Below are 25,357 nucleotides of genomic sequence, written 5' to 3' on the forward strand. Positions count from 1 at the left end.
CGCTTCTCAGTGCTTGTTCTTGAACAGCACGCGGGCGGCGATGTTGATCGCCAGCACGCCCAGCGTGATCAGGAAGACGCCGGCCCAGGCCAGTTTCTGCCAGTTTTCGTAGGGGCTCATCGCGAACTTGAAGATCGTCACCGGCAGGCTGGCCATCGGCTCGCCGAGGCTGCTGGTGAAGAACTGGTTGCTCAGCGCGGTGAACAGCAGCGGTGCCGTCTCGCCGGCGATGCGCGCCACCGCCAGCAGCACGCCGGTCATCACGCCGGCTCGCGCCGCCTTCAAGGTGACCGAGGAGATCACCTTCCACTTGGGCGTGCCCAGCGCGTAGGCCGCCTCGCGCAGTGCGTTCGGAATCAGGCTCAGCATGTTCTCGGTCTGGCGGATCACCACCGGGATGACGATCAGCGCGAGCGCCAGCACGCCGGCGAAGCCCGAGAAGGACTTCATGCGCGCCACCACCACCGCGTAGATGAACAGGCCGATCACGATCGACGGCGCCGACAGCAGGATGTCGTTGATGAACCGCACCGCGGTGCCCAGCCACGACTTCTGGCCGTACTCGGCCAGGTAGATGCCGGCCAGCACGCCGATGGGCGTGCCCAGCGCGGTGGCCGCGCCCACCATCAGCAGCGAGCCGTAGATGGCGTTGGCCAGGCCGCCAGTGGCTTCCTGCGGCGGCGGGGTCATCTCGGTGAACAGGCTCAGCGACAGGCCGCCGATGCCCAGGCGCACCGTCTCGAACAGGATCCACAGCAGCCAGAACACGCCGAAGGCCATCGCGCCGAGCGACAGCATCAGCGCCACGGCGTTGATCTGCTTGCGCCGCCTGTGGTGGGCCAGCCGGCCCGCATCCAGGGTCATGCCTTGGCTCATGTGCGCGCTCCTTCGCTCTTCTTCAGTTGGGCCAGCAGCAGCTTGCTGAAGGCCAGCACCACGAAGGTGATGAAGAACAGCACCAGACCCAGATAGATCAGCGAGGCCTGGTGCAGGCCCTCGCCGGCTTCGGCAAACTCATTGGCCAGCGCCGAGGCAATGCTGTTGGCCGCCTGAAACAGCGACAGCGAGTCGAGCTGGTTGAAGTTGCCGATGACGAAGGTGACCGCCATGGTTTCACCCAGCGCGCGGCCCAGGCCCAGCATGATGCCGCCGACCACACCCGCCTTGGTGTACGGCAGCACGACACGCGACACCACCTCCCAGGTGGTGGCGCCCAGACCGTAGGCCGATTCTTTCAGCATCGCCGGGGTGACCTCGAACACGTCGCGCATCACCGCGGCGATGAACGGGATCACCATGATGGCCAGGATGATGCCGGCCGACAGCATGCCGATGCCCACCGGCGGGCCTTCGAACAGCGCGCCAAGCAGCGGCACGCCCTTGAACATGGATTGCAGCGGCTGCTGGACGTACTTCGACAGGATGGGGCCGAACACCAGCAGGCCCCACATGCCGTAGACGATGGACGGCACCGCCGCCAGCAACTCGATCGCCGTGCCCAGCGGCCGCTTGAGCCAGTTGGGCGACAGCTCGGTGAGGAACACCGCGATGCCGAAGCTGACCGGCACCGCGATCAGCAGCGCGATCAGCGAGGTCATCAGCGTGCCCACGATCATCACCAGACCGCCGAACTTCTCCTGCACCGGATCCCATTCCTTGGTCCAGAGGAAGCTCAGGCCGAACTTCTCGATCGCCGGCGCGGCGCCGATCAGCAGCGAGATGATGATGCCCACCAGCAGCAGCAGCGTGAGCCACGCAGCGCCATGGGTGAGCAGCGAGAACACCGAGTCAGCCCAGGGTGCGACGCGACGACGTTGCGGTGGCCGCGCCTGAGGCGCGGCCCGCTCGATGGGAGTGGAGGTGTTCAAGGGTGTGGCGGGCAGTGCGGTGGTCACCGGATTCTCCGCTTCATCGGCGCAGCGCCGGCCGACGGGCCTGGCGCTGCTTCGACAAGATGGGTTGGCCTACTTCAGAGCAACGGGCTTGCCCGAAGCGTCCTTGATCTCTCCCCACTGCTTGCGCACCAGAGCCTTGACCGAATCAGGCAGCGGCACGTAGTCCAGATCGTCGGCGGCCTTGTCGCCGTTGGCGAAGGCCCAGTCGAAGAACTTCAGCGCGGCGCTGGCGCTGGCCGGCTTGTCCTGCACCTTGTACATCAGGATGTAGGTGGGGTTGCTCAGCGGCCAGGCGTCCTTGCCGGGCTGCTCGGTGGTGATCTGGTAGAAGGTCTTCGACCAGTCGGCACCGGCGGCAGCGGCCTTGAAGGCCGTGTCGCTGGGCGACACGTACACGCCGTCCTTGTTCTTGAGCTGGGTGTACGTCATCTTGTTTTGCTTGACGTAGGCGTACTCGACGTAGCCGATCGAGTTGGGCAGGCGCTGCACGAAGGCGGCCACGCCCTCGTTGCCCTTGCCGCCGGCACCGATCGGCCAGTTCACCGCCGTGCCGTCACCCACCTTGGCCTTCCACTCGGCGTTCACCTTCGACAGGTAGTTCGTGAAGATGAAGGTGGTGCCCGAACCATCGGCGCGACGCACCACCGAGATGTCGGCGGCCGGCAGTGGCACACCGGCATTCAGCGCGGTGATGGCGGGATCGTTCCACTTGGTGATCTTGCCCAGGTAGATGTCACCCAGCACCTGGCCGGTGAGCTTGATCTGGCCCGGCTGGATGCCCTGGATGTTGACCACCGGCACCACGCCACCGATCACGGTGGGGAACTGCACCAGGCCGTCCTTGGCCAGGTCTTCGTCCTTCAGCGGCATGTCGCTGGCACCGAAGTCGACCGTCTTCGACTTGATCTGCTTGATGCCCGCACCCGACCCGACCGACTGGTAGTTGATCCGTGCACCGGTGGCCTTGTTGTAGGCATCGGCCCACTTTGCGTACAGCGGCGCCGGGAACGTGGCACCAGCGCCGGTGACGTCCTGGGCCTGTGCGGCGCCGGTGATCGCCATGGCAGCGCCAAAGCCGAAGCTGGCGGTACGGATCCACTGGTTGAGCATGGTTCGCCTTTCTTGGGTGTCGTTCAGATAGATCGACACTTTAAGAACGCACCATGACAGCTTCGTGACGGCACCGATGTGGTGCAAATCGCTGTCATAAAGCAATCGGCAAACTGTCACATACCACCATGCGCAAGCGCAGCCGGCAGTTTTTCACACCGCATGCCCCTGCCCCACCGCACAAGGCCCGGCCTGGCGCCGGTTCACCAGGCCGTCTGGCGGGTGCGGTTCAGGATTGCAAGGTGGCCGCCAGGCGCTCGGCCGCCGCCTTGGCCACGGCCGCCTCGCGCGCCTCGACCATGATGCGCAGCACCGGTTCGGTGCCGGAGGCGCGGATCAGGATGCGCCCGCTGTCGCCCAGTTCGGCGCGCACGCACTCCTGCTCGGCGGCAAAACCGGCATGGTTCTTCCAGTCCAGGCCGTCGGGCAGGCGCAGGTTGAGCAGGGTTTGCGGAAACATCTGCACATCGGCCAGCAGGTCCGCCAGCCCGGTCTTGGCCTGGTGCACGGCGTGCAGCACCTGCAGCGCGCTGATGATGCCGTCGCCGGTGGAATGGTTGTCCAGCTGCAGCAGGTGGCCCGAGCTTTCGCCGCCCAGCAGCCAGCCGCGCTGTGCCAGTTCTTCCAGGACGTAGCGATCGCCCACCTTGGCCCGCACCAGCGCCACGCCACGGCGGCACAGCGCCAGCTCGACACCCATGTTGGTCATCAGCGTGCCGACCGCACCCGGCACCGCATGGCCGCGCGACAGGCGCTCAGCCACCAGCACGTAGAGCAGTTCGTCGCCGTTGAACAGGCGGCCGTGGCGATCCACCAGCTGCAGCCGGTCGGCGTCGCCGTCCAGCGCCACGCCGTAGTCGGCGGCATGCGCGGCCACGGCGGCCACCAAGGCCTTGGGCGACGTGGCGCCAACGCCGGCGTTGATGTTCAGGCCGTCCGGGCTGCAGCCGATGGTGACCACCTCGGCACCGAGCTCATGAAACACATCGGGCGCCACGTGGTAGGCCGCCCCATTGGCCGCGTCGACCACCACCTTCATGCCCTTGAGCGAAAAGGCCTTGGGCACCGTGCTCTTGCAGAACTCGATGTAGCGGCTGCGCGAGTCTTCCACCCGCCGCGCCTTGCCGAGGTTGGCCGAGTCCACCCACTGCGGCGGCTCGTCGAGCGCCGCCTCGACAGCAAGCTCCCAGTCATCGGGCAGCTTCTCGCCCATGGCCGAGAAGAACTTGACGCCGTTGTCGGGGTAGGCGTTGTGCGAGGCGCTGATCACGATGCCCAGGTCCAGCCGCAGCGCGCGGGTCAGGTAGGCCACGCCGGGCGTGGGCAGCGGGCCGGTCAGCAAGGTGTTCACGCCCGCCGAGGCCAGGCCGGCCTCGAGCGACGATTCGATCATGTAGCCCGAGATGCGGGTGTCCTTGCCGATCAGCACCGTGGGCCGCCCGCCCTGGCGGCGCAGCACGCGCCCCACGGCATGGCCCAGGCGCAGCATGAAGTCGGGCGTGATCGGGCTGGTGCCCACAGTGCCGCGAATGCCGTCGGTGCCGAAGTACTGGCGTGTCATCGTGAGGGATCCTTCGCTCCGGAATCTTTTGTTTGAGAGTGTCGTGCCCTGGCGTCTGCGCCAGGCTTACGGCAGGCCTGCCGAGCGCCAGACCGCCAGCGCATCCACGGTGGCGGCCACATCGTGCACGCGCAGCACATGGCCACCACGCTGCACGCAGGCCAGCGCCGCTGCCACGCTGGCGGCCTGCCGTTCGTGCACCGGCCTGCCGGTCAGCAGGCCCAGCGTGCTCTTGCGGCTCCAGCCCAGCAGCAGTGGCGCGCCCAGCGTCAGCAATTCGGCCTGACGCTGCAGCAGGGCCCAATTGTCGTCGGGCGCCTTGGCGAATCCGATGCCGGGATCCACTGCAATGCGGTCCAGGGCCAGGCCTGCGGCGTGAACCTGTTCACGGCGATGCGCCAACCAGGCCCGCACCTCGGCCACCACATCGGCGTAGCCGGACAGCGCCTGCATGGTGTCGGGCCCGCCGCGCATGTGCATCAAGCACACACCCACATTGGCATGCGCGGCCACCGCGGCCAGGGCGCCTTCGCGTTGCAGCGCACGCACATCGTTGACGATGTCCACGCCGAGATCGAGCGCAGCGCGCATCACCAGCGGCGAGCTGGTGTCCACCGACACCGGCACGCCCAGCGTCAAGGCGCCGCGCAGCACCGGCAGCACGCGGGCCAGTTCGTCCTCGGCCGTCGGGCTGCTCGAGCCCGGGCGGGTCGATTCACCGCCGATGTCCAGGATGTCGGCACCTTCGCCGAGCAGACGTTCGCAATGGCTCAACGCGGCCGACACTTCGTGGTGCCGCCCGCCATCGGAGAACGAATCCGGCGTGACGTTGACGATGCCCATCACCTGCGGGCGCGCCAGATCGATGCGAAAGCGGCGCGTCTGCCAGAACAGCGGCGGCGGTGCGGAGGCGGATTCAGGCATGGCGCGTGAAAACGGGGCCCGCGGGCCCCGTGTGATCAACCCAGCGCATCAGCCGCCGGGCCATGGTTCAAGAAGACGAGCTTGGTGGCCGATCAGGCGGCCGCTGCCGGCGCCCCATCGGTGCTCACCGGGCCGCTGCCACTGGCGCCGCCGCCGGTGTTGCGCTGGGTGGGCGTCCAATCCTTCGGCGGCCGCGGCGGCCTGCCGTTCATGATGTCGTCGATCTGCTCGCCATCGATGGTTTCCCATTCGAGCAGGGCCTTGGCCATGACGTGCATCTTGTCCTGGTTGTCTTCGATCAGCTTGCGCGCGGTGGCGTACTGCTCGTCGATGATGCGTCGCACTTCCTTGTCCACCTTCTGCATGGTGGCCTCGGACATGTGCACCTGCTTGGTCACCGAGCGGCCCAGGAACACCTCGCCCTCGTTCTCGGCGTAGACCATCGGGCCCAGCTCATCGGTCATGCCGTAGCGCGTGACCATGTCGCGGGCAATGGCCGTGGCGCGCTCGAAGTCGTTGCTGGCGCCGGTGGTCATCTGGTTCATGAACACTTCTTCGGCGATGCGGCCGCCAAACAGCACCGAAATGGTGGAGAGCATGCGCTCCTTGTCCATGCTGTAGCGATCACCTTCGGGCAACTGCATCGTGACGCCCAGCGCACGGCCGCGCGGGATCACGGTGACCTTGTGCACCGGGTCGGTCTTGGGGCTCAGGCGCGCCACCAGCGCATGGCCAGCCTCGTGGTAGGCCGTGTTCTTGCGTTCTTCTTCGGGCATGACCATGGACTTGCGCTCGGGGCCCATCATGATCTTGTCCTTGGCCTTCTCGAAGTCGACCATCTCCACCACGCGCGCACTGCGGCGGGCGGCGAACAAGGCCGATTCGTTGACCAGGTTGGCCAGATCGGCACCCGAGAAGCCCGGCGTGCCACGCGCCAGGATGTCGGCCCGCACGTCCTGGCCGATCGGCACCTTGCGCATGTGCACGGTGAGGATCTGCTCGCGGCCGCGCACGTCGGGCAGCGTCACATACACCTGCCGGTCGAAACGGCCGGGGCGCAGCAGCGCCGGGTCGAGGATGTCGGGCCGGTTGGTGGCCGCCATCACGATGACGCCGAGATTGGTCTCGAAGCCGTCCATCTCGACCAGCATCTGGTTCAGCGTCTGCTCGCGCTCGTCGTTGCCGCCGCCCAGGCCGGCGCCACGATGGCGGCCCACGGCGTCGATTTCGTCGACGAAGATGATGCAGGGCGCGCTCTTCTTGGCCTGCTCGAACATGTCGCGCACACGGGCCGCGCCCACGCCGACGAACATCTCGACGAAGTCGGAGCCCGAGATGCTGAAGAACGGCACCTTGGCCTCGCCGGCGATGGCCTTGGCCAGCAGCGTCTTGCCGGTGCCCGGAGGGCCGACCAGCAACACGCCGCGCGGGATGCGGCCACCCAGCTTCTGGAACTTCTGCGGGTCTTTCAGGAAGTCGACCAGCTCCTTGACCTCTTCCTTGGCCTCGTCGCAACCGGCGACATCGGCGAAGGTGGTCGAGTTGTTGGCCTCATCGAGCATGCGCGCCTTGCTCTTGCCGAAGCTGAAGGCGCCGCCCTTGCCGCCACCCTGCATCTGGCGCATGAAGTACACCCACACGCCGATCAGCAGCAGCATCGGACCCCAGCTGATCAGCAGGCTGACCAGCAGCGAGGGCTCTTCGCGCGGCTTGACGTCGAACTTGACGCCGTTGTTGATCAGGTCGCCGACCAGACCGCGGTCGAGGTAGGTGGCGGTGGAGCGGATGCGCTTGTCGTCGTTGGTGACGGCCAGGATCTCGGTGCCGCCATTGCCCTCTTGCAGCGTGACCTGCTTGACGCGCTTGGCGCGCACCTCGTCCAGAAACTCGGAGTACCCGATCTGGCCCCCTGCCGACACCCCGCGGTCGAACTGTTTGAACACAGTGAACAGCACAAGTGCGATCACCAGCCAGACAGCGACCTTCGAGAACCACTGATTGTTCACCACGGCTCCTTCAGCCAAAACAAGACTGCGCAGGTGGTGCAGGCGACACCATGGCACGCCTGCTCCCGCGAGATACAACGCAGTTCCACGGCAGATGGGGATGATTCTAGTCGAGTCAAGCCCCCGGCTCCGGGCGCCAAAACCGGCGTGAGCCGGGGGAAATCGGCCCGTCTTCGACGCAACGCAAAGCTGCGCACCGGACGCACCGCCTGTCAGCAGTCCTTCAGACCGATGCCGACCAGAAAGGTTTCGGCCGATTTGTCGCGCGAGGCCTTGGGCTTGATCGGCTTGACCACGCGAAACTGGCGCTTGAACATTTCAACCAGCTGGCTGTAGCCGGCGCCATGAAACACCTTGGCCACCAGCACGCCATCGCGCTTGAGGTGGGATTGGGAGAACTCGAGCGCCAGCTCGACCAGGTGCTCGATGCGCGCCGAATCCGACGATGCAATGCCCGACAGGTTGGGCGCCATGTCCGACAGCACCACGTCCACCGGCCGGCCGGCCACGGCGGCATGCAGCTGCTCCAGCACGGCGTCGTCGCGGAAGTCGCCCTGCAGAAACTGCACGTCTTCCACCGGCTCCATCGGCAGCAGGTCGAGCGCGATGATCGTGCCTTGCAGTTCGCCCGAGGCCGCGCCACCGGCGCCGGCCACCTTGGGCGCGAAGCGCCGGCGCAGGTACTGGCTCCAGGCGCCGGGCGCCGAGCCGAGATCCACGACCACCTGGCCCGGACGCAGCAGCGACAGCGCCTCGTCGATCTCTTTGAGCTTGTAGGCCGCCCGGGCGCGATAGCCCTCTTTCTGGGCCATTCGCACGTAGGGATCGGTCAGATGGTCGTTCAACCAGGCCCGGTTGACCTTGCGGGACTTCGTCGCCATGCGCTTGGGGATTCTCGCGTTCTTGCGGTGGGGCCCCGGCCGACCGGCCTTGGCGGGGGCGAGAGTATCGCCGATGCGCTATTTGACGACGATCTCGGCCAGGCCGTGGCGGCGCGCCGCCGCCTCCAGGCGACCATCGCGCTTGATGCGCGCCACGAAGTGATCCAGCTCGCGCAGCCAGTCCTCGTCGCCCGGCTTGATGGCGTAGGCATAAGGAATGGTGTGGAAGGGCCGCGATGGCGCCACCAGCCGCGCCCAGTCGGCGTTGTCCAGCAGGCGCCGGCTGTAGGGAAAGTCGGTCATGAACACATCCACCCGCCCGGCTTCGAGCTCCTGCTCGCGCGTGGCCGGCGGCTTGATCACCACCACCTGGGCCTGCTTCAGTGCCACGGCCATCACCGGCTCCATGAAGGTGCCGGCCTGCACGGCCACCCGCACGCCGGGGCGGTCGATGTCTTCCCAGCGCCGCACCACATGGTTGCTGCGGGTGGTGACGCCATAAATGTCGCTCTGCAGGTAGGGCAGCGAAAACTTCAGGTGCTGCTGGCGCTGCGCGGTCACGCCCACCGCATGCATTGCCACGTCGCAGCGGTCGGTGTGCAGGTTCTCGATCAGCTTGGCGAATGACGATTCGACATGCTGCAGCTTCACGCCCAGGCCCTTGGCCAGTTCGGCCGACAGGTCGATGTCAACGCCCACCAGTTGCTCGGTGCGCGGGTTGCGGTAGGTGATGCCGTAGTAGTCGGGCCAGATGCACACCCTGAGCGTGCCGCTGCTGCGCACCCGTTCGAGCACCGGCCCGGCGCTGGCGGCCTGCGCCAACAGCAGGGCGCTGGCCAGCACCGCCAGGTGTCGGACACGGATCACGCGGGGCGGCGGCAGTTTTTTCGGCGTTGTCATCGACGTTGGCACGCGCGGACGCACGGGCGGCGCATCATAAAACCGGCGCTGGTCGCCGGACATAGGACAATTGGGCCATGTCTGCCCTTCTCCTCACTCCCGCCCAACGCAAGGAGCACCGCGCCGGTGCCCACCACCTCGACCCGGTCGTCATGATCGGTGGCGAGGGCCTGACGCCCGCGGTGGTCCAGGAAATCGACCGCGCACTGACGGCCCACGGCCTGATCAAGGTGCGCGTGTTCTCCGATGATCGAGCGGCCCGCGAAGCCATGCTGGCCAACCTGGCCGATCAGCTGTCGGCCGCGCCGGTGCAACACATCGGCAAGCTGCTGGTGCTGTGGCGGCCGATGCCCGAGAAGGCCAAGGCCGAGCGCGGTGATCGCGCCCCCGCACCGCGGGTGGTCAAGATCGTCAAGTTCGCCAAGAGCGGCTCCACCCGCCCGCAGGTCAAGAAGGTGCGCGTGCTGGGCAACGAGCGTGTCACGCCCGGCGGCAACATCAAGCGGGTGAAGAAGAAGCGCCCGACCAGCGTCAAGAAGACCGTGGCCGACTGAGCGCGACCACCCGGCCGGCGCTTCAGGCGCTGACGCGCCAGGCCAGCGCCATCACCAGCAGCGCCTTCAGCACGAAGAACGAGGCGCTTGCGAGGTGCAACTGGCCAAAGCTGAACGGCCCCTGCCCGGCGCGCGCCGCCGGCATCAGCGGCTGGATCGCGAAATAGCCCGCAACGGTGCAGAACAGCGTGCCCAGCAGCAGCAGCATGTCGGTGCTGAACGCCGATGCACCCTGCGCCTGGGCTGCCTGGCGCGCCTGGCGGCGCGCCAGCAGCAGCAGCGTCACGCCCAGCACCAGGCTCAGCCAGGCCTCCTGCGCCAGGATGCGCGACACGACGCGGCCGGCGTCGGCCGTGGCCAGTGTGGCAAACGGCGCCGGCGTGGCCACCAGGCCGATGCAGAGCAAGGCACCGGCCCACAGCACCGTCAGCAGGCGCTGCGGGCGGTCAGGGGATGCGCCGGGCTGCATGCCTGGCCTCAGATGTAGCGCACGTCCACCACTTCGTAGTGCCGCTCGCCACCGGGCGCCTGCACCACGGCCTCGTCGCCCGTCTCTTTGCCGATCAGCGCCCGCGCGATCGGGCTGCTGATCGAGACGCGGCCCAGCTTCAGGTCGGCTTCATCGTCGCCGACGATCTGGTAGGTGACCTCGGCGCCCGAGTCGTCGTCGCACAGCACCACGGTGGCGCCGAACACCACGCGGCCGCCGGCATCGAGGGCCGACGGATCGATGATCTGCGCCGCGGCGAGCTTGCTTTCGATCTCGAGGATGCGGCCTTCGATGAAGCCCTGCTTGTCCTTGGCGGCGTCGTACTCGGCGTTTTCCGACAGGTCGCCCTGGGCGCGCGCCTCGGAGATGGCCTGGATCACGGCATGGCGTTCCACGGTCTTGAGCCGGTGCAGCTCTTCCTTGAGCTTCTCGGCGCCGCGCTTGGTCAGGGGAATGGTGGCCATCGGGGCCTCCTCAGCGTGATTTTTTGGGAGTACGCAGACAAAACGAATCCGCCGCGCTGAAGCCCCGCACAAGACGGGACACAGACGCGGCGGAGCCGGCTTGGGGCAACAGTTTAGTGCAGTTCGGCGTGCAGTTCCTGCAGGCTGTAGACGTCGACCGCGCCACGCTGCTGCAGCGCCTCGGTGGCCGCTTCGCAGCCGGCCATGGTGGTGTAGTAGGTGACGCGGCTGGCCAGCGCGGCGGTGCGGATGCTGCGCGAATCGGCAATCGCCGTGCGCGTCTCGTCGACCGTGGTGAACACCAGCTGGATCTCGCCGGCCTTGAGCATGTCGACGATGTGCGGCCGGCCGTCCTTGACCTTGTTGACCGTCTTCACCGGCACGCCAGCCGCGGCAATGGCCGCCGCCGTGCCCTTGGTGGCCACCACCGCAAAGCCCAGCGCCACCAGATCACGCGCCACGGCCACGGCACGGGCCTTGTCGCTGTTCTTGACGGTGATCACCACCGTGCCCTTGGCGGGCAGGCGGCTGCCAGCACCGAGCTGGCTCTTGAGCATGGCCGCGCCGAAGTTGCGCGCCACGCCCATCACCTCGCCGGTGCTGCGCATCTCGGGGCCGAGGATGGGGTCCACGCCCGGGAACTTGTTGAACGGGAACACTGCCTCCTTCACCGAGAAGTAGGGCGGGATCACCTCGTGCGGCGCCACGCCGCCCAGGCCCTTCTGGTCCTTGAGCAGCTGACCGGCCATGCAGCGCGCGGCGATCTTGGCCAGCGGCTGGCCGGTGGCCTTGCTGACGAAGGGCACGGTGCGCGAGGCGCGCGGGTTCACTTCCAGCACATAGACCACGGCCTGGTCGGTGTTCACGTCGCCCTGGATGGCGAACTGCACGTTCATCAGGCCCACCACCTTCAGCGCGCGCGCCATCAGCGTGGTCTGGCGGCGCAGCTCGTCTTGCAGCGCCTTGGGCAGGGTGTAGGGCGGCAGCGAGCAGGCCGAGTCACCCGAGTGCACGCCGGCCTGCTCGATGTGCTCCATGATGCCGCCGATCATCACGCCGACCGGGCCTTCGCCCTCGCCGGTGCCGTCGGCGATGCAGTCGACATCGACCTCGATCGCGTCATCCAGAAAGCGGTCGAGCAGCACCGGGCTCTTCTCGGACACGCGCACGGCCTCGCGCATGTAGCGCTCGAGATCCTTGTCGCCGTGCACGATCTCCATCGCGCGGCCACCCAGCACATAGCTGGGACGCACCACCAGCGGGTAGCCGATCTCGTTGGCCAGCGCGATGGCGGCGTCTTCGGTGCGCGCCGTGCGGTTGGGCGGCTGCTTCAGGCCGAGGGTGTGCAGCAGCTGCTGGAATCGCTCGCGGTCCTCGGCGATGTCGATCGAGTCGGGCGTGGTGCCGATGATGGGCACGCCGGCACGCTCGAGGTCGAGCGCCAGCTTCAGCGGGGTCTGGCCACCGTACTGCACGATCACGCCGACCGGCTGTTCCTTGGCCACGATCTCGAGCACGTCTTCCAGCGTCACCGGCTCGAAGTACAGGCGGTCGCTGGTGTCGTAGTCGGTCGACACGGTTTCCGGGTTGCAGTTGACCATGATGGTCTCGTACCCGTCCTCGCGCATGGCCAGCGCCGCGTGCACGCAGCAGTAGTCGAACTCGATGCCCTGGCCGATGCGGTTGGGGCCACCGCCCAGCACCATGATCTTCTTGTTGCTGGTGGGCTCGGCCTCGCACTCGCCGTCGAGCGTCTCGTAGCAGCTGTACAGGTAGGCGGTCTGGGTGGCGAACTCGGCCGCGCAGGTGTCCACGCGCTTGTAGACCGGGCGCACCCCCAGCGCGTGGCGGGCTTCGCGCACGGCATGCTGGTGCGTGCCCAGCAGCGTGGCCAGGCGGCGGTCGGAGAAGCCCTTTTGCTTCACGTAGCGCAGCTCGGCCGCGCTCAAGCCGGCCAGCGTGCGGCCGCGCAGCTGGGTTTCGGTGGCGATGATCTGCTCGATCTGCGACAGGAACCACGGGTCGATGGCGGTCTCGTCGAAGATCTCGTCGAGCGTCATGCCGATGCGGAACGCGTCGCCCACGTACAGGATGCGCTCGGGGCCGGCCTCGCCGATCTCTTCGACGATCTCCTCGCGGTCGGTGCTGCGCTCGCTGAGCCCGTCGATGCCGGTCTCCAGGCCGCGCAGGGCCTTCTGGAACGATTCCTGGAAGGTGCGGCCCATGGCCATCACCTCGCCCACGCTCTTCATCTGCGTGGTCAGGTGCGAGTCGGCGGCCGGGAACTTCTCGAACGCGAAACGCGGAATCTTGGTGACCACGTAGTCGATGCTGGGCTCGAAGCTGGCCGGCGTGGCACCGCCGGTGATGTCGTTGCGCAGCTCATCGAGCGTGTAGCCCACCGCCAGCTTGGCGGCGATCTTGGCGATCGGGAAGCCCGTGGCCTTGGACGCCAGCGCCGACGAGCGCGAGACGCGCGGGTTCATCTCGATCACCACCATGCGGCCATCGACCGGGTTGATCGAGAACTGCACGTTCGAGCCGCCGGTATCCACGCCGATCTCGCGCAGGATCGCGATCGAGGCGTTGCGCAGCAGCTGGTATTCCTTGTCGGTGAGCGTCTGCGCCGGGGCCACGGTGATCGAGTCACCGGTGTGGATGCCCATCGGGTCGAGGTTCTCGATCGAGCACACGATGATGCAGTTGTCCGCCTTGTCGCGGACCACTTCCATCTCGTACTCCTTCCAGCCGATCAGGCTTTCCTCGATCAGCAGCTCGTTGGTCGGGCTGAGGTCGAGGCCGCGCTTGCAGATCTCTTCAAACTCTTCGGGGTTGTAGGCGATGCCGCCACCGGTGCCACCGAGGGTGAAGCTGGGGCGGATGACCATCGGAAAGCCCGCGCCGCCAATCTCGGCCTGGATGGCCTTCTGCACGCTCCAGGCCTCTTCCATCGAGTGGGCGATGCCACTCTTGGCCGAGCCCAGGCCGATGGAGGTCATCGCATCCTTGAACTTCAGGCGGTCTTCGGCCTTCTCGATGGCGTGCTCGTTGGCGCCGATCATCTCGACGTCGTACTTGGCCAGCACGCCGTGCTTGTGCAGATCGAGCGCGCAGTTCAGTGCCGTCTGGCCACCCATGGTGGGCAGCACGGCCATCTTCTCGTTCGGGCGCTCGGCGCGCTCTTTGGCGATGATCTTCTCGACCACCTGCCAGGTGATGGGCTCGATGTAGGTCGCGTCGGCCATCTCCGGGTCGGTCATGATGGTGGCCGGGTTGCTGTTGACCAGCACCACGCGGTAACCCTCTTGCCGCAGCGCCTTGCAGGCCTGGGCGCCGGAGTAGTCGAATTCGCAGGCCTGGCCGATGATGATCGGGCCGGCGCCAATGATCAGGATGCTGTGCAGGTCGGTACGCTTAGGCATTCTTCTTCTCCGCGTTCTTGTCAGCCATCAGCGTGGTGAAACGGTCGAACAGGTAGGCAATGTCATGGGGGCCGGGCGAGGCCTCGGGGTGGCCCTGGAAGCAGAAGGCCGGCTTGTCGGTGCGCGCCAGGCCCTGCAGCGTGCCGTCGAACAGGCTCACATGCGTGGCGCGCAGGTTGGCGGGCAGGCTAGCCTCGTCAACCGCGAAGCCGTGGTTCTGGCTGGTGATCGAAACGCGGCCCGAGTCGAGATCCTTCACCGGGTGGTTGGCACCGTGGTGGCCGAACTTCATCTTGAAAGTCTTGGCGCCCGAGGCCAGGGCCATGATCTGGTGGCCCAGACAGATGCCGAAGGTGGGGATGCCGGTGTCGATCAGGGTCTTGGCGGCGGCGATGGCGTAGTCGCAGGGCTCGGGGTCGCCGGGGCCGTTGGACAGGAAGATGCCGTCGGGCTGGAGTGCCAGCACCTGCGCAGCCGGCGTCCTGGCCGGCACCACGGTCACGCGGCAGCCGCGGCTGGCCAGCATGCGCAGGATGTTGCGCTTGACGCCGAAGTCGTAGGCCACCACGTGGAAGCGGGCATCGGCCACTGCGCCGTAGCCGCTGCCGAGCTGCCATTCGGTCTCGGCCCAGGCGTAGGGCTCGGCCACCGTGACCCTTTGCGCCAGGTCCTGGCCGGCCATGCTGGGCGCGGCCTGGGCCTTGGCGATGGCGGTGTCGATGTCGGCCTGCGTCACGCTGGTGCCAGCGGCAAAGGTGACGATGCAGCCGTTCTGCGCGCCCTTGGTGCGCAGCACGCGGGTCAGGCGGCGGGTGTCCAGTCCGGCGATGGCCACCGTGCCTTCGCGCTGCAGGTAGTCGCTGAGCGTGAGGCCGGCGCGGAAGTTGGAGACGCGCGGCGGCACGTCCTTGACGATCAGGCCGGCGGCATGGACTTTCGCGGCCTCCACGTCCTCCTCGTTGACACCGTAGTTGCCGATGTGCGGATACGTCAGCGTGACGATCTGCCGGCAATAGCTCGGGTCGGTGAGGATTTCCTGGTAGCCGGTGAGCGCGGTGTTGAACACCACCTCGCCCACGGTGTGACCGGCGGCGCCGATCGAGATGCCCTGAAAGACCGTGCCGTCTGCGAGTGCGAGGATGGCGGGGGGCAGAACTGGCAGCAAGGGAGAAGCTCCGGAAGTCGCGCAGCCCCAGGGCCGTTGCGCCCGAACATCACGGGGAACGGCATCCGGCGACGAAACACTTCGCGGAAGTTTCGCTAAGGCTGCGGTGGTGGCGGGTAAACCTTCGAATTATAGCCGCAAGGGTTTGCCCGGAGACTTGCACACCCCCGGCCGCAGCGGGGATGTCAGCCCGGCTGGGCCAGCGCGGCGATGCCGGCGCGTGCAATCTGCGCATCTTCGGCCGACTTGACGCCGCTGACGCCAACCGCGCCGATGCAGTGCCCGTCCACCAGCACCGGCACGCCGCCTTCGAGCATGCCTTCGATCAGCGGTGCGCTCAGGAAGGACACGCGGCCGCCGTTGATCATGTCTTCGTACACCTTGCTCTCGCGTCGACCCAGTGCGGCGGTGCGCGCCTTGGCCGGCGCGATCTGGGCCGACAGCGGTGCAGCGCCATCCAGCCGCTGCAGCCACAGCGGATGGCCGCCGTCGTCGACGATGGCGATCGTCACCGCCCACTGGTTGGCGAGGGCCTCGCGTTCGGCGGCTTCGGCGATCAGGCGCACGTCAGCGGCGCTCAGGAAGGGCTTGGTTTTCATCGGGGTGCATCCATGTGCAGTGTGAGAGAGTGCTGCGCAGTGTGCCGCAGCGCCCACAAGCGATTCAGGGCCGAAACGCCTGTACTGCCCTGCGGAACTTAGAATCGCGCCCGCGGTCAGACAGCCGCATCCCCAACCCCCTGACGACCTGGAGTCCTCATGAACAATCAAGGCCTGCACCTCGGCACCGGTATGGCCGGCGGCGGCGCGCTGGCGGCCAGCCGCAATCGCGTGCTGCGCAACACCTACTGGCTGCTTGCACTGTCGATGGTGCCCACCGTGCTGGGCGCCTGGGTGGGTGTCAGCACCGGCATCATGGCCTCGATGGGCATGGGCCTGTCGATGATCGTCTTTTTCGCCGGAGCCTTCGGGTTCATGTTCGCGATCGAGAAGACCAAGGATTCAGCCACCGGCGTGGCCGTGCTGCTGGCCTTCACGTTCTTCATGGGCCTGATGCTGTCGCGCCTGCTGGCGGCCATCCTGGGCTTCAAGAACGGCAGCAGCCTGATCATGACGGCCTTCGGCGGCACGGCCGTGGTGTTTGTCGGCATGGCCACGCTGGCCACGGTGATCAAGCGCGACCTGTCGAACATGGGCAAGTTCCTGTTCATCGGCGCCCTGATCCTGATGGTGGCGGGCATCGCCAACGCGTTCCTGCAGAGCAGCGCGCTGATGCTGACCGTGTCGGTGCTGGCCATCGTGATCTTCTCGGGCTTCATGCTGTTCGACATCAAGCGCGTGATCGATGGCGGCGAGACCAACTACATCAGCGCCACGCTGGCCATCTACCTGGACGTGTACAACGTGTTCCAGAGCCTGCTGTCCATCCTGGGCATCGTGGGCGGTGAGCGTGACTGACCGCAGCACCCGCTGAAATGACAAGGGCACCCTCGGGTGCCCTTTTTCATGGCGGTCCGACGGGCGTCAGGCGCGCTCGAACACGGCCATGCTCTCCACATGCGCCGTGTGCGGAAACATGTTCACCGCGCCCGCCGCCACGCAGCGGTAGCCGGCCTGGTGCACCAGCAGGCCGGCGTCGCGCGCCAGCGTGGCCGGGTTGCAGCTGACGTAGACGATGCGCCGCGGCGGCTGCCAGTCGGCGCGCGGCGCGGCATGCAGATCGGCCAGGGCCTTGACCAGCGCAAAGGCCCCCTCGCGCGGCGGATCGACCAGCCATTTGTCGGCCTGGCCATAGGCCACCAGATCGTCGGGCGCCAGCTCGAACAGGTTGCGTGCGGCAAAGCTGGCGCGCCCGTCCAGGCCGTTGCGCAGCGCGTTGTCGCGGCTGCGCTGCACCAGGGTTTCACTGCCCTCGATGCCCAGCACCTCGCGCGCCAGCGTGGCGATCGGCAGCGTGAAGTTGCCCAGGCCGCAGAACCAGTCGATCACCCGCTCGTCGCGCGTGGGCGCCAGCAGGCGCAGCGCGCGGCCCACCAGCACGGTGTTGATCTGGTGGTTCACCTGGGTGAAGTCGGTGGGCTTGAAAGGCATCACCACGCCGAACTCGGGCAGGGTGTAGGCCAGTTCGGGGCCATCGGTGTCCAACAGGTGCACGGTGTCGGGGCCCTTGGGCTGCAGCCACCATTGCACGCCGTGCACGGCGGCAAAGGCACGCAGGCGCGCCAGATCGGCATCGGTCAGCGGCTCGAGGTGGCGCAGCACCAGCGCGATCACGGGGCCGGCCTCGGCCTGGCCGATGGCCAGCTCGATCTGCGGCAGGCGGTCGCGCTGATCCATGCTGCCGACCAGCGCGCGCAGCGGCATCAGCATCGCGCTCACCGTGGCCGGCAGCACCGGACAGACCTGCATGTCGGCCACGTAGCGGCTCTTGCGCTCGTGGAAGCCCACCAGCACCGTGCCCTTGCGCGCCACATAGCGCACCGACAGGCGGGCGCGGAAGCGGTAGCCCCAGTCGGGGCCCTGGATCGGGCGCAGCAGGGTCTCGGCCTTCACCTTGGCCAGATGGGCCAGGTTGTCCTCGAGCACGCGCTGCTTGATCGCCACCTGCGCCGCGCCGTCCACATGCTGCATCTTGCAGCCGCCGCAGGCACCGGCATGCAGGCCGAAATGCGGGCAGCCGGGGCGCACCCGCAGCGCGCTTTCGCGGCGCATCGCGGTCAGCGTGCCCTGCTCCCAGGCGTTCTTGCTGCGGCCGACCTGCACCTGCACTTCTTCGCCCGGCAGTGCGCCTTCGATGAACACCACCTTGCCTTCGGCATTGCGGGCCACGCCCTGGGCCTCGAGGTCGATCGAGTCGACCGTCAGCCATTCGTCTCTTGCTGTCATGGGCCCGATTATCCGGGCACGAAAAAGCCGCCCGAAGGCGGCGTTGCATGGATCGGGCAACTGTTGACGCTGCGCCCCACTCAGGGCTTGACGTAGTCGGACTGCACCTTCCAGCGGCCATCAACGATCTGCGACAGGCGCGACAGGTCGTTGCCCAGGCGCTTGGTGGCGGTGTAGCTCATCTGAGGGCTGCCGAAGATGTCGGGCGGGATCACCATGGAATCCATGGCCTTGACGAAGCTCTCGGTGCTGAGGTTGGCACCGGCCTTCTGCGCCGCACGGGCAAAGGCATCGACGATCACGTAGCCGTAGGCCGAGAACACCGTGGGATCCTCGCTGAACCGGGTCTTGTACTTGGTGGCCCAGAAGCGGATGGGCTGCGCCGCCTCGTCCAGGTACGGATGCTGTGCGGTCATGGTGGTGTACAGGCCGTCCATGGCCTTGCCGCCGAGCTTGTGGATCAGGTCGGTGTAGGCCGCGCTGGAGCCCAGGAACACCGGGTTGAAGCCGGTCTTGCGCGCCTCGCCGATGGCGCCGATGGTTTCGCGGATGATGGTGCCCAGCACCACCAGTTCGCAGCCGGCCGACTTCATCTTGGCCACCTGCGAGCTGAAGTCGGTGGCGCCGCGCTTGTAGCTGGTCTTCTCGGCGAACTCCATGCCCATGGCCTTGAGGCCGGCCTCGCCACCGCGCACCACCTCGAGGCCGAACTCGTCGTCCTGGTAGATCGTGCACACCTTCTTGGCGCCCTTCTCCTTCACCAGCTTGGGCAGCACCATGCGGATCTGGTCGTAGTAGGTGGCGGCGAACGAGTACTTGAGCTTGTGGAAGGGCTCGTACATCTCGCGCGCGGCGGTGATGGGCAGGAAGTTGACGACGTTCTTCTCGAACTGCACCGGCATCGAGGCCAGGTTTTGCGCCGTGCCCAGGTGGCCGGCCATGATGAAGATCTTGTCCTGGTTCACCAGCTTCTGCGTGGCCAGCACCGCGCGCTTGGGGTCATAGCCCGAATCCTCGACCAGCAGCTTGACCTTGCGCCCGGCAATGCCGCCCTGCTCGTTGATCTCGTCCACGCGCAGCTGCATGCCGTTGCGCGCCTGTTTGCCGTAGCCGGCCAGCGGGCCCGACAGGTCCTGGATGGTGCCGACAAGGATCTCGGTCTTGCTGACGCCCTGGGTCTGCGCCTGGGCACTGGTGGCCAGCGATGTGAGCGTGGCCAGCACCGACAGCGCCGGCAGGGCAAGGGATATGCGCTTCATCATGGAACGTGTCTCCACACAGGGGTCGGATGGTCGGCCACGGGGCGGGCCGTTGCGGCTGGCATGCTAGCCCGCAGGGGGGCGCCACGATCCCCGGGGAAGCGATGAGCGCCACGCCACCGGCGCAGCCACAAAGCGCAAGACAGCCCAGCACGGCACCGCAGGCGCCGAGCGCCGAGCCGGTCAGAACAGCGCGTCGCGCCCCACGCCCTGGCCGGCCATGCGCCGCCTGAGCTTGAGCAGGGCCTCCTGCTGGATCTGGCGCACCCGCTCGCGGGTCAGGCCCAGGCGCTGCGCCAGCACCTCCAGCGTCTCGGGCTCGCGGTCGTCCAGGCCGTAGCGGCCGCTCAGCACCTCGCGCTCGCGTGCGTTCAGCCCGGCCAGACCCTGGGCCAGCAGGGCCGAGACCTCGTGGCTGAGCATCAGGCCCACCGGATCGGCCGCGCGCTCGTCGGCCACGCCGTCGAGCAGCGATTCGGCGGTGTCGAGCGCCAGCGGCGCATCCAGCGAGGTGGGCGGCTCGGCCATCGCCAGCAAGGCGCCCACCTGTGCGGGCTGCCAGCCCAGGCGCCGCGCGATGGCCTCGGCGCTGACCGGCTCGCCGGCGGCCGCATCGGCGGCCTCGTTTTCGAGTGCCCGGCGGGCGCGCAGCACCTGGTTGAGCTCGCGCACCACATGCACCGGCAGGCGCACCAGCCGCGTCTGCTGCACCAGCGCACGCTCGATCGCCTGGCGGATCCACCACGAGGCATAGGTCGAGAAGCGAAAACCGCGCTCGGGCTCGAACTTGCCGATCGCATGCATCAGGCCGAGATTGCCTTCCTCGATCAGGTCGGGCAAGGGCAGGCCGCGGCCGAGATGGTGCTTGGCAATGCTCACCACCAGGCGCAGGTTGTGCTCGATCATGGCCTGGCGCGCGGCAAAGCTGCCGTCGCGCGCGGCGCGGGCGGTGGCCTGCTCCTGCTCGGCGCTGAACAGTGGCGCGCGGCGGATCTCGAGCAGGTAGCGCTGCAGCGCGCTGCCGGCCGTGCCGTCGGACGCCGGGTCGCTCAGGGCGCCGGCGTGCGGCGGTTCGTCGCCGGCCGGATCGGCGGCGGCATCGGGTGGTTCGTGCATCGTGCGGCGCCCAGTGGGATGACAGCGCCGCGGCAGACCGGGCTCAGCGCGCCGGCAGCAGCTTGGACGGATCGACCGGCTTGCCCTGGCGCCGGATCTCGAAGTGCAGCTGCACCCGCTCGGCGTCACTGGCGCCCATCTCGGCGATCTTCTGGCCGCGACGCACCACCTGGTCTTCCTTCACCAGCAGGGTCTGGTTGTGGGCGTAGGCCGTGAGATAGGTGTTGTTGTGCTTGACGATCACCAGGTTGCCATAACCACGCAGGCCCGAGCCGGCATAGGCCACGCGGCCGTCGGCGGCGGCCAGCACCGCATCGCCGGCCTTGCCGCCGATGGCCAGGCCCTTGCTGCGGCCTTCTTCAAACGCGCCCAGCACCGGGCCGCTGGCCGGCCAGGCGAAGCCGATGTCTTCGTCGCCTTCGCGCGCGGTGGCCGGCGCCGAGGCCGTGCCCGCGGCCGCCGCTGCGCCACCGGCCTGTGCACGGCCGTCCAGCGGACGCGCCTCGACCTGGCCCGAGCTGACTGGCCGGGTGCTGGCGGCCGAGGCATCGACCTGCGGCGGCACCACGCGCAGCACCTGGCCCACCTCGATCAGGTTGGGGTTCTCCACGCCGTTCCAGCGGGCGATCTCGCGCCAGGCCTGGCCGTGCTCGAGTGCCACGCGGGTGAGCGTGTCGCCGGGCTTGACCGTGTAGTAGCCCGGCTTGCCGGCGTTCTCGATGCCCGGCGGCGGCGGCTTGGCACTGCCCTCGGTCGCGGCGGCCGGGGCGCTGCCGGCGGTGGTGGTGCCGGCAGCGGCGCCGCCTGGCGCTGGCGCCGAGGCGCGCGCCTGGCTGCCGCGGTCTTCGACCGGCGCCTTGTGCCTGGGCGAGGCGCAGCCCGCCAAGGCCAGCACCAGGGCCACGGCCGACCAGGACAGCAGGTGGAAGCGGGGCGACACGGGGCGGGACGGGATCATGACAACGCGCCGCATGAGCGGCGGATTCAGGCGATGCCCGATTTTAGAGGGACGAAATGCACCGCCTCGTGCTCGGTGCGCACCAGACCGCCGGCATGGCGGTCGATCACCAGCAGCACCTGGCCACGGCCACCGCTGCGGTGCATCGGCGCCACCAGGCGCCCGCCGATGGCCAGCTGGTCGAGCCAGGGCTGGGGCACGTCGTCGCCGCCCGCGGCGGCGATGATGCTCTCGTAGGGGGCGTTCGGGCCGTGACCCAGGCGACCATCACCGTGCACCAGGCGCACGTGGTCGAGCCGCCAGGCGGAGAGGTTGGTGCCGGCCTTCTCGAACAGCGGCTTCAGCCGTTCGATCGAGATCACGCGGCTGGACAGGTGCGCCAGCAGCGCCGTCTGGTAGCCGCAGCCGGTGCCCACCTCCAGCGTGCGCCCGAGGCTGCCACCGGCACGCGCCTGTGCGCCCTCGAACAGCAGCTCGACCATGCGCGCCACCACCGAGGGTTTGGAGATCGTCTGGCCCAGGCCGATCGGCAGGCTGGTGTCCTCGTAGGCCTGGTTGGCCAGCGCGGTGTCGACGAACACATGGCGCGGCACCCGGCGCATGGCCTCGAACACCGGCTCGCAGCGGATGCCCTCGCGGCGCAGCACGCCGATCATGCGCTCGCGCATCGGCTGCGAATCCAGGCCCAGGCCCTGCGGCGCGGCCTGGCGCACGGCATCGCGGGCGGCCTCGTGCAGCGGGCGCTGCGGGCGCAGCACGGTGCGGCCGTCGGTCTTGGCACGGGCGCCCGCCGGGGCCTGGCCCATGCTGTCCAGACCGAGCGGAAAGCGCGAGGGCTTGCTCATGACCGCGCCTTGGCCGACAGCGGCGCCAGCATCGGCATCGGCATCGGCCGATCTGCCGGGCAGCGGCCAGCCGGGCCGGGGCGCGGCGCCAGGCTCGGCCCGGCGCTCGCTGCGCAGCCGGCGCTCATCCGCCACTGGCCGGGCGGCCACCCCAGTTGCCCAGGCGGCCACCCCAGGTGGCCAGGCCGGCATGGTCGGTCAAGTCGACCTGCAGCGGCGTGATCGACACGCAGCCATGGGCCACGGCATGGAAATCGGTGCCATCGCCCGCCTCGCGCGCATCGCCGGCCGGGCCGATCCACCAGATGGTCTCGCCGCGCGGGCTGGTCTGGCGGATCACCGGCTCGCTGGCGTGGCGGCGGCCCAGGCGCGTGATGCGGCGCGGTAGCGCGTCGGCATCGGCGCGATTGGGGATGTTGACATTGAGCAGAAACGGCGCGGCCTCGGGCCGGCCGACGATGCCCTGGGCCAGCACCTGCTCGACCACCGCACGCACCACGCGCGCCGCGGCATCGAGCTGGCCCCAGCCCTTCTCGACCTGCGAGAACGCGATGGCCGGCACGCCGAACAGGTAGCCCTCCATGGCCGCGGCCACGGTGCCCGAATAAAGCGTGTCGTCGCCCATGTTGGCGCCCTGGTTGATGCCCGAGAGCACCAGATCGGGACGGTGCCCCAGCACGCCGGTGAGGGCCAGGTGCACGCTGTCGGACGGCGTGCCGTTGACCACGCGAAACCCCTGCTGCGCGCCACTGGCGGTGAACACCGACAGCGGCCGCCCCAGCGTCAGCGCATTGCTGGTGCCGCTGGCGTTCTGCTCGGGCGCAAACACGTCGATCTCGCCCAGGCCCTGCACCGCCTGCACCAGGGCGGCGATGCCGGGGGCGAGGTAACCATCGTCATTGGCGATCAGGATGCGCATAGGGCGCCGATTGTAGGAGGCGCGGCCCGCGCCCGCGGCGGCTGCGCGGCCCCGTCGCCCCGGCGACGGGGCTGGCCCGGCGGCCTGCCTATGATCCTTGGTTCAACAGCAGCATGGCGTTGCGAAGACGCCGCGAGGAGACACGATGCAAGCCTGGTTCTGCGACAACCCGATCGGCGTGAATGCGCTGCAGTGGCGCGAGGCGCCTACGCCCGAACCGCAGGCCGGCCAGGTGCGGCTGGCAGTGCATGCCGCCAGCCTGAACTTTCCCGACCTGCTGATCGTGGAAAACAAGTACCAGTTCAAGCCGCCGCTGCCCTTTGTGCCGGGCAGCGAGTTTGCCGGTGTGGTGGAGGCGGTGGGCGAAGGTGTCACCAGTTGCAAGCCCGGTGACCGTGTGGCGGCGCTGGCCGGCAACGGCGGCTTTGGCAGCCACGCCATCGTGGCCGCCGACAAGCTGTTTCCGCTGCCCGACGCGATGAGCTTCGAGCACGGCGCGGCCTTTGCCATGACCTACGGCACCTCGATCCACGCCCTGCTCGACCGCGGCCGCCTTCAAGCGGGCGAAACCGTGCTGGTGCTGGGCGCGGCCGGCGGCGTGGGCACGGCCGCGGTGCAGATCGCCAAGGCCGCCGGCGCGCGCGTGATCGCCGCCGCCAGCAGCGACGAGAAGTGCGCGCTGTGCCGCGAGATCGGCGCCGACGACACCCTCAACTACAGCACCGGCAACCTGCGCGAGGCGCTCAAGGCGCTGACCGGCGGCAAGGGCCCCGACGTGGTCTACGACCCGGTGGGCGGCGATCTGGCCGAGCCGGTGTTTCGCAGCATCGCCTGGCGCGGCCGCTACCTGGTGATCGGCTTTGCCGGTGGCGGCATCCCGGCCCTGCCCTGGAACCTGGCGCTGCTGAAGAGCGCCGACCTGGTGGGCGTGTTCTGGGGCGATTTCGTGCGCCGCGAGCCGGCCGCGTTCCAGCGCGACATGCGCCAGCTGGGCCAGTGGTACGCCGAAGGCAAGGTGCGCCCGCTGGTCCACCAAACCCTGCGCATGAGCGAACTGCACAAGGCCTACGCGATGATGGCCGGCCGCCAGGTCATCGGCAAGCTGGTGCTCACGCCGGGCTGATGCAACCTACCCCCTCGGTAGGACGCCCGTTTCTCGCGCCCACGGGTCTTCTGCGCTAGCATGCGCAGCGGAGAGCCCTGCATATGGCCGTCAAGGTCCTGATCCTCGAAGACAACCCGGTCGCCCGCGCCTTTTTGTGCCGCGTGGTGCGCGAAAGCTTCAGCGATGCCATCTCGATCACCGAAGCCGGTGATCTGGAAACCGCGCGCGCGCAAATCAAGCTGGCCGGCGGCGCCAGCGGCCTGCACGGCGTCGATCCGTTCAAGCTGATCCTCGTCGATCTTGAACTGCCTGACGGCAATGGCATGGAGCTGCTGGCCGAGCTGGGCCACTACCCGGCCACCAAGATCGTCACCACGCTGTACTCGGACGACGACCACCTGTTCCCTGCCCTTCAGCGCGGCGCCGACGGCTACCTGCTGAAGGAAGACCGCTTCGAGGTGCTGGTGGAAGAGCTGCAGAAGATCGTGCGCGGCCAGCCGCCGCTGTCGCCGGCGATCGCGCGGCGGCTGTTGACGCATTTCCGCCACGGTGGGCGGCTGGATGGCGCGGCGCCCGACTCGGGCTTCACCGTGCCGGGCGAGTTCGTCACCACCAGCGCGCCGGTGCCGATCGAGAAGCTGCCCGACCACGAGCGCCTGACGCCGCGCGAGAGCGAGGTGCTCACCTACCTGAGCAAGGGCTTCACGATCAAGGAGATCGCCAGCCTGATGGGCATCAAGTGGTTCACCGTCAACGACCACATCAAGTCCATCTACAAGAAGCTCAACGTGTCCAGCCGCGCCGAGGCGGCGGTGCTGGCCACCAAGCAGGGCCTGGTCTGAACGGCGCCCGGCCACCGGGCCCGCCGTTCACCCGCCTGCGCTTCGTCGGCCCGCCC

The 25,357-nt window shown here is 68.3% G+C and carries 23 protein-coding genes; 4 read left to right on the forward strand and 19 right to left on the reverse strand.

The features are described 5' to 3' along the window. Positions 1–6 precede the first annotated feature (6 nt). The 8 genes from pstA to N4G63_RS16000 form a co-directional block, all read right to left on the reverse strand. Complete coding sequence (pstA, locus tag N4G63_RS15965; RefSeq protein WP_260786442.1) at positions 7–876, reverse strand: phosphate ABC transporter permease PstA; 870 nt, start codon at positions 874–876, stop codon at positions 7–9. Beyond that, positions 873–1,850, reverse strand: a complete 978-nt coding sequence (gene pstC, locus N4G63_RS15970) for a phosphate ABC transporter permease PstC (protein ID WP_443112085.1) — start codon at positions 1,848–1,850, stop codon at positions 873–875. Before pstC ends, pstA begins: the two co-directional genes overlap by 4 nt. 114 nt (positions 1,851–1,964) lie before the next feature. Beyond that, complete coding sequence (pstS, locus tag N4G63_RS15975) at positions 1,965–2,957, reverse strand: phosphate ABC transporter substrate-binding protein PstS (RefSeq protein WP_260786726.1); 993 nt, start codon at positions 2,955–2,957, stop codon at positions 1,965–1,967. A gap of 277 nt (positions 2,958–3,234) precedes the next feature. Then, on the reverse strand, positions 3,235–4,566 hold the full coding sequence (gene glmM / locus N4G63_RS15980) for a phosphoglucosamine mutase (RefSeq protein ID WP_260786443.1): 1,332 nt from the start codon (positions 4,564–4,566) through the stop codon (positions 3,235–3,237). A gap of 66 nt (positions 4,567–4,632) precedes the next feature. Then, on the reverse strand, positions 4,633–5,460 hold the full coding sequence (gene folP / locus N4G63_RS15985) for a dihydropteroate synthase (protein WP_443112086.1): 828 nt from the start codon (positions 5,458–5,460) through the stop codon (positions 4,633–4,635). Positions 5,461–5,582: 122 nt separating this feature from the next. After that, the gene (ftsH, locus tag N4G63_RS15990) at positions 5,583–7,496 is read right to left on the reverse strand and encodes an ATP-dependent zinc metalloprotease FtsH (RefSeq protein WP_260786445.1); all 1,914 of its coding nucleotides are present in this window, start codon (positions 7,494–7,496) and stop codon (positions 5,583–5,585) included. Between the two features lie 212 nt (positions 7,497–7,708). Continuing rightward, positions 7,709–8,377 carry an RlmE family RNA methyltransferase gene (locus N4G63_RS15995; RefSeq protein WP_260786446.1) on the reverse strand — a complete coding sequence of 223 codons (669 nt, stop codon included), beginning with the start codon at positions 8,375–8,377 and terminating at the stop codon, positions 7,709–7,711. A 78-nt stretch (positions 8,378–8,455) separates the two neighbouring features. Further along, positions 8,456–9,277: an ABC transporter substrate-binding protein gene (locus N4G63_RS16000; protein ID WP_443112063.1), complete on the reverse strand. Its 822-nt coding sequence runs from the start codon at positions 9,275–9,277 to the stop codon at positions 8,456–8,458. Positions 9,278–9,354: 77 nt separating this feature from the next. Here N4G63_RS16000 and N4G63_RS16005 point away from each other — a divergent pair, with 77 nt between their 5' ends. Then, a complete protein-coding gene (locus N4G63_RS16005; protein ID WP_260786448.1) occupies positions 9,355–9,831 on the forward strand; it encodes a YhbY family RNA-binding protein in 477 nt (158 codons plus the stop codon). A 22-nt stretch (positions 9,832–9,853) separates the two neighbouring features. On the opposite strand, the gene N4G63_RS16010 is transcribed toward N4G63_RS16005, so the two are convergent. The 5 genes from N4G63_RS16010 to N4G63_RS16030 all read right to left on the reverse strand — a co-directional run bounded on the left by N4G63_RS16010 (position 9,854) and on the right by N4G63_RS16030 (position 15,971). Then, entirely contained in the window at positions 9,854–10,300 is a 447-nt protein-coding gene (locus N4G63_RS16010; RefSeq protein ID WP_260786449.1) for a DUF4149 domain-containing protein, read from the reverse strand. A gap of 8 nt (positions 10,301–10,308) precedes the next feature. Next, positions 10,309–10,785 (reverse strand): transcription elongation factor GreA, encoded by a 477-nt coding sequence (gene greA / locus N4G63_RS16015; RefSeq protein ID WP_260786450.1) that lies wholly within the window; start codon positions 10,783–10,785, stop codon positions 10,309–10,311. Between the two features lie 113 nt (positions 10,786–10,898). Beyond that, complete coding sequence (carB, locus tag N4G63_RS16020; RefSeq protein ID WP_260786451.1) at positions 10,899–14,207, reverse strand: carbamoyl-phosphate synthase large subunit; 3,309 nt, start codon at positions 14,205–14,207, stop codon at positions 10,899–10,901. Then, entirely contained in the window at positions 14,200–15,372 is a 1,173-nt protein-coding gene (gene carA, locus N4G63_RS16025; RefSeq protein ID WP_260786452.1) for a glutamine-hydrolyzing carbamoyl-phosphate synthase small subunit, read from the reverse strand. The genes carB and carA overlap by 8 nt, the downstream gene beginning before the upstream one ends. Positions 15,373–15,557: 185 nt before the next feature. Then, positions 15,558–15,971, reverse strand: a complete 414-nt coding sequence (locus tag N4G63_RS16030; protein WP_260786453.1) for a GlcG/HbpS family heme-binding protein — start codon at positions 15,969–15,971, stop codon at positions 15,558–15,560. 159 nt (positions 15,972–16,130) lie between these two features. On the opposite strand from N4G63_RS16030, the gene N4G63_RS16035 reads away from it, so the two are divergent. Then, a complete protein-coding gene (locus N4G63_RS16035) occupies positions 16,131–16,829 on the forward strand; it encodes a Bax inhibitor-1 family protein (protein WP_260786454.1) in 699 nt (232 codons plus the stop codon). A gap of 66 nt (positions 16,830–16,895) precedes the next feature. Here the strand turns inward: N4G63_RS16035 and rlmD are convergent, their stop codons facing one another. The 6 genes from rlmD to surE form a co-directional block, all read right to left on the reverse strand. Next, positions 16,896–18,257, reverse strand: a complete 1,362-nt coding sequence (gene rlmD, locus N4G63_RS16040; RefSeq protein ID WP_314599924.1) for a 23S rRNA (uracil(1939)-C(5))-methyltransferase RlmD — start codon at positions 18,255–18,257, stop codon at positions 16,896–16,898. A gap of 80 nt (positions 18,258–18,337) precedes the next feature. Continuing rightward, entirely contained in the window at positions 18,338–19,519 is a 1,182-nt protein-coding gene (locus N4G63_RS16045) for an ABC transporter substrate-binding protein (protein WP_260786455.1), read from the reverse strand. Between the two features lie 180 nt (positions 19,520–19,699). Beyond that, entirely contained in the window at positions 19,700–20,632 is a 933-nt protein-coding gene (locus N4G63_RS16050) for a sigma-70 family RNA polymerase sigma factor (RefSeq protein ID WP_260786456.1), read from the reverse strand. Between the two features lie 43 nt (positions 20,633–20,675). Further along, a complete protein-coding gene (locus N4G63_RS16055; protein WP_443112064.1) occupies positions 20,676–21,590 on the reverse strand; it encodes a peptidoglycan DD-metalloendopeptidase family protein in 915 nt (304 codons plus the stop codon). Between the two features lie 26 nt (positions 21,591–21,616). Further along, positions 21,617–22,435, reverse strand: coding sequence for a protein-L-isoaspartate(D-aspartate) O-methyltransferase (locus N4G63_RS16060; RefSeq protein WP_260786458.1), 819 nt, complete (start codon positions 22,433–22,435; stop codon positions 21,617–21,619). Positions 22,436–22,559: 124 nt separating this feature from the next. Then, complete coding sequence (gene surE, locus N4G63_RS16065) at positions 22,560–23,354, reverse strand: 5'/3'-nucleotidase SurE (protein ID WP_314599925.1); 795 nt, start codon at positions 23,352–23,354, stop codon at positions 22,560–22,562. A 145-nt stretch (positions 23,355–23,499) separates the two neighbouring features. Here surE and N4G63_RS16070 point away from each other — a divergent pair, with 145 nt between their 5' ends. Both N4G63_RS16070 and N4G63_RS16075 read left to right on the forward strand, forming a co-directional pair. Then, complete coding sequence (locus N4G63_RS16070; RefSeq protein ID WP_260786459.1) at positions 23,500–24,477, forward strand: NADPH:quinone oxidoreductase family protein; 978 nt, start codon at positions 23,500–23,502, stop codon at positions 24,475–24,477. 83 nt (positions 24,478–24,560) lie between these two features. Beyond that, positions 24,561–25,301 carry a LuxR C-terminal-related transcriptional regulator gene (locus N4G63_RS16075; protein WP_260786460.1) on the forward strand — a complete coding sequence of 247 codons (741 nt, stop codon included), beginning with the start codon at positions 24,561–24,563 and terminating at the stop codon, positions 25,299–25,301. Positions 25,302–25,357: the final 56 nt, after the last annotated feature.

The organism is Aquabacterium sp. OR-4, assembly GCF_025290835.2.
In the GTDB taxonomy this organism is placed as follows: Bacteria; Pseudomonadota; Gammaproteobacteria; order Burkholderiales; family Burkholderiaceae_C; genus Pseudaquabacterium.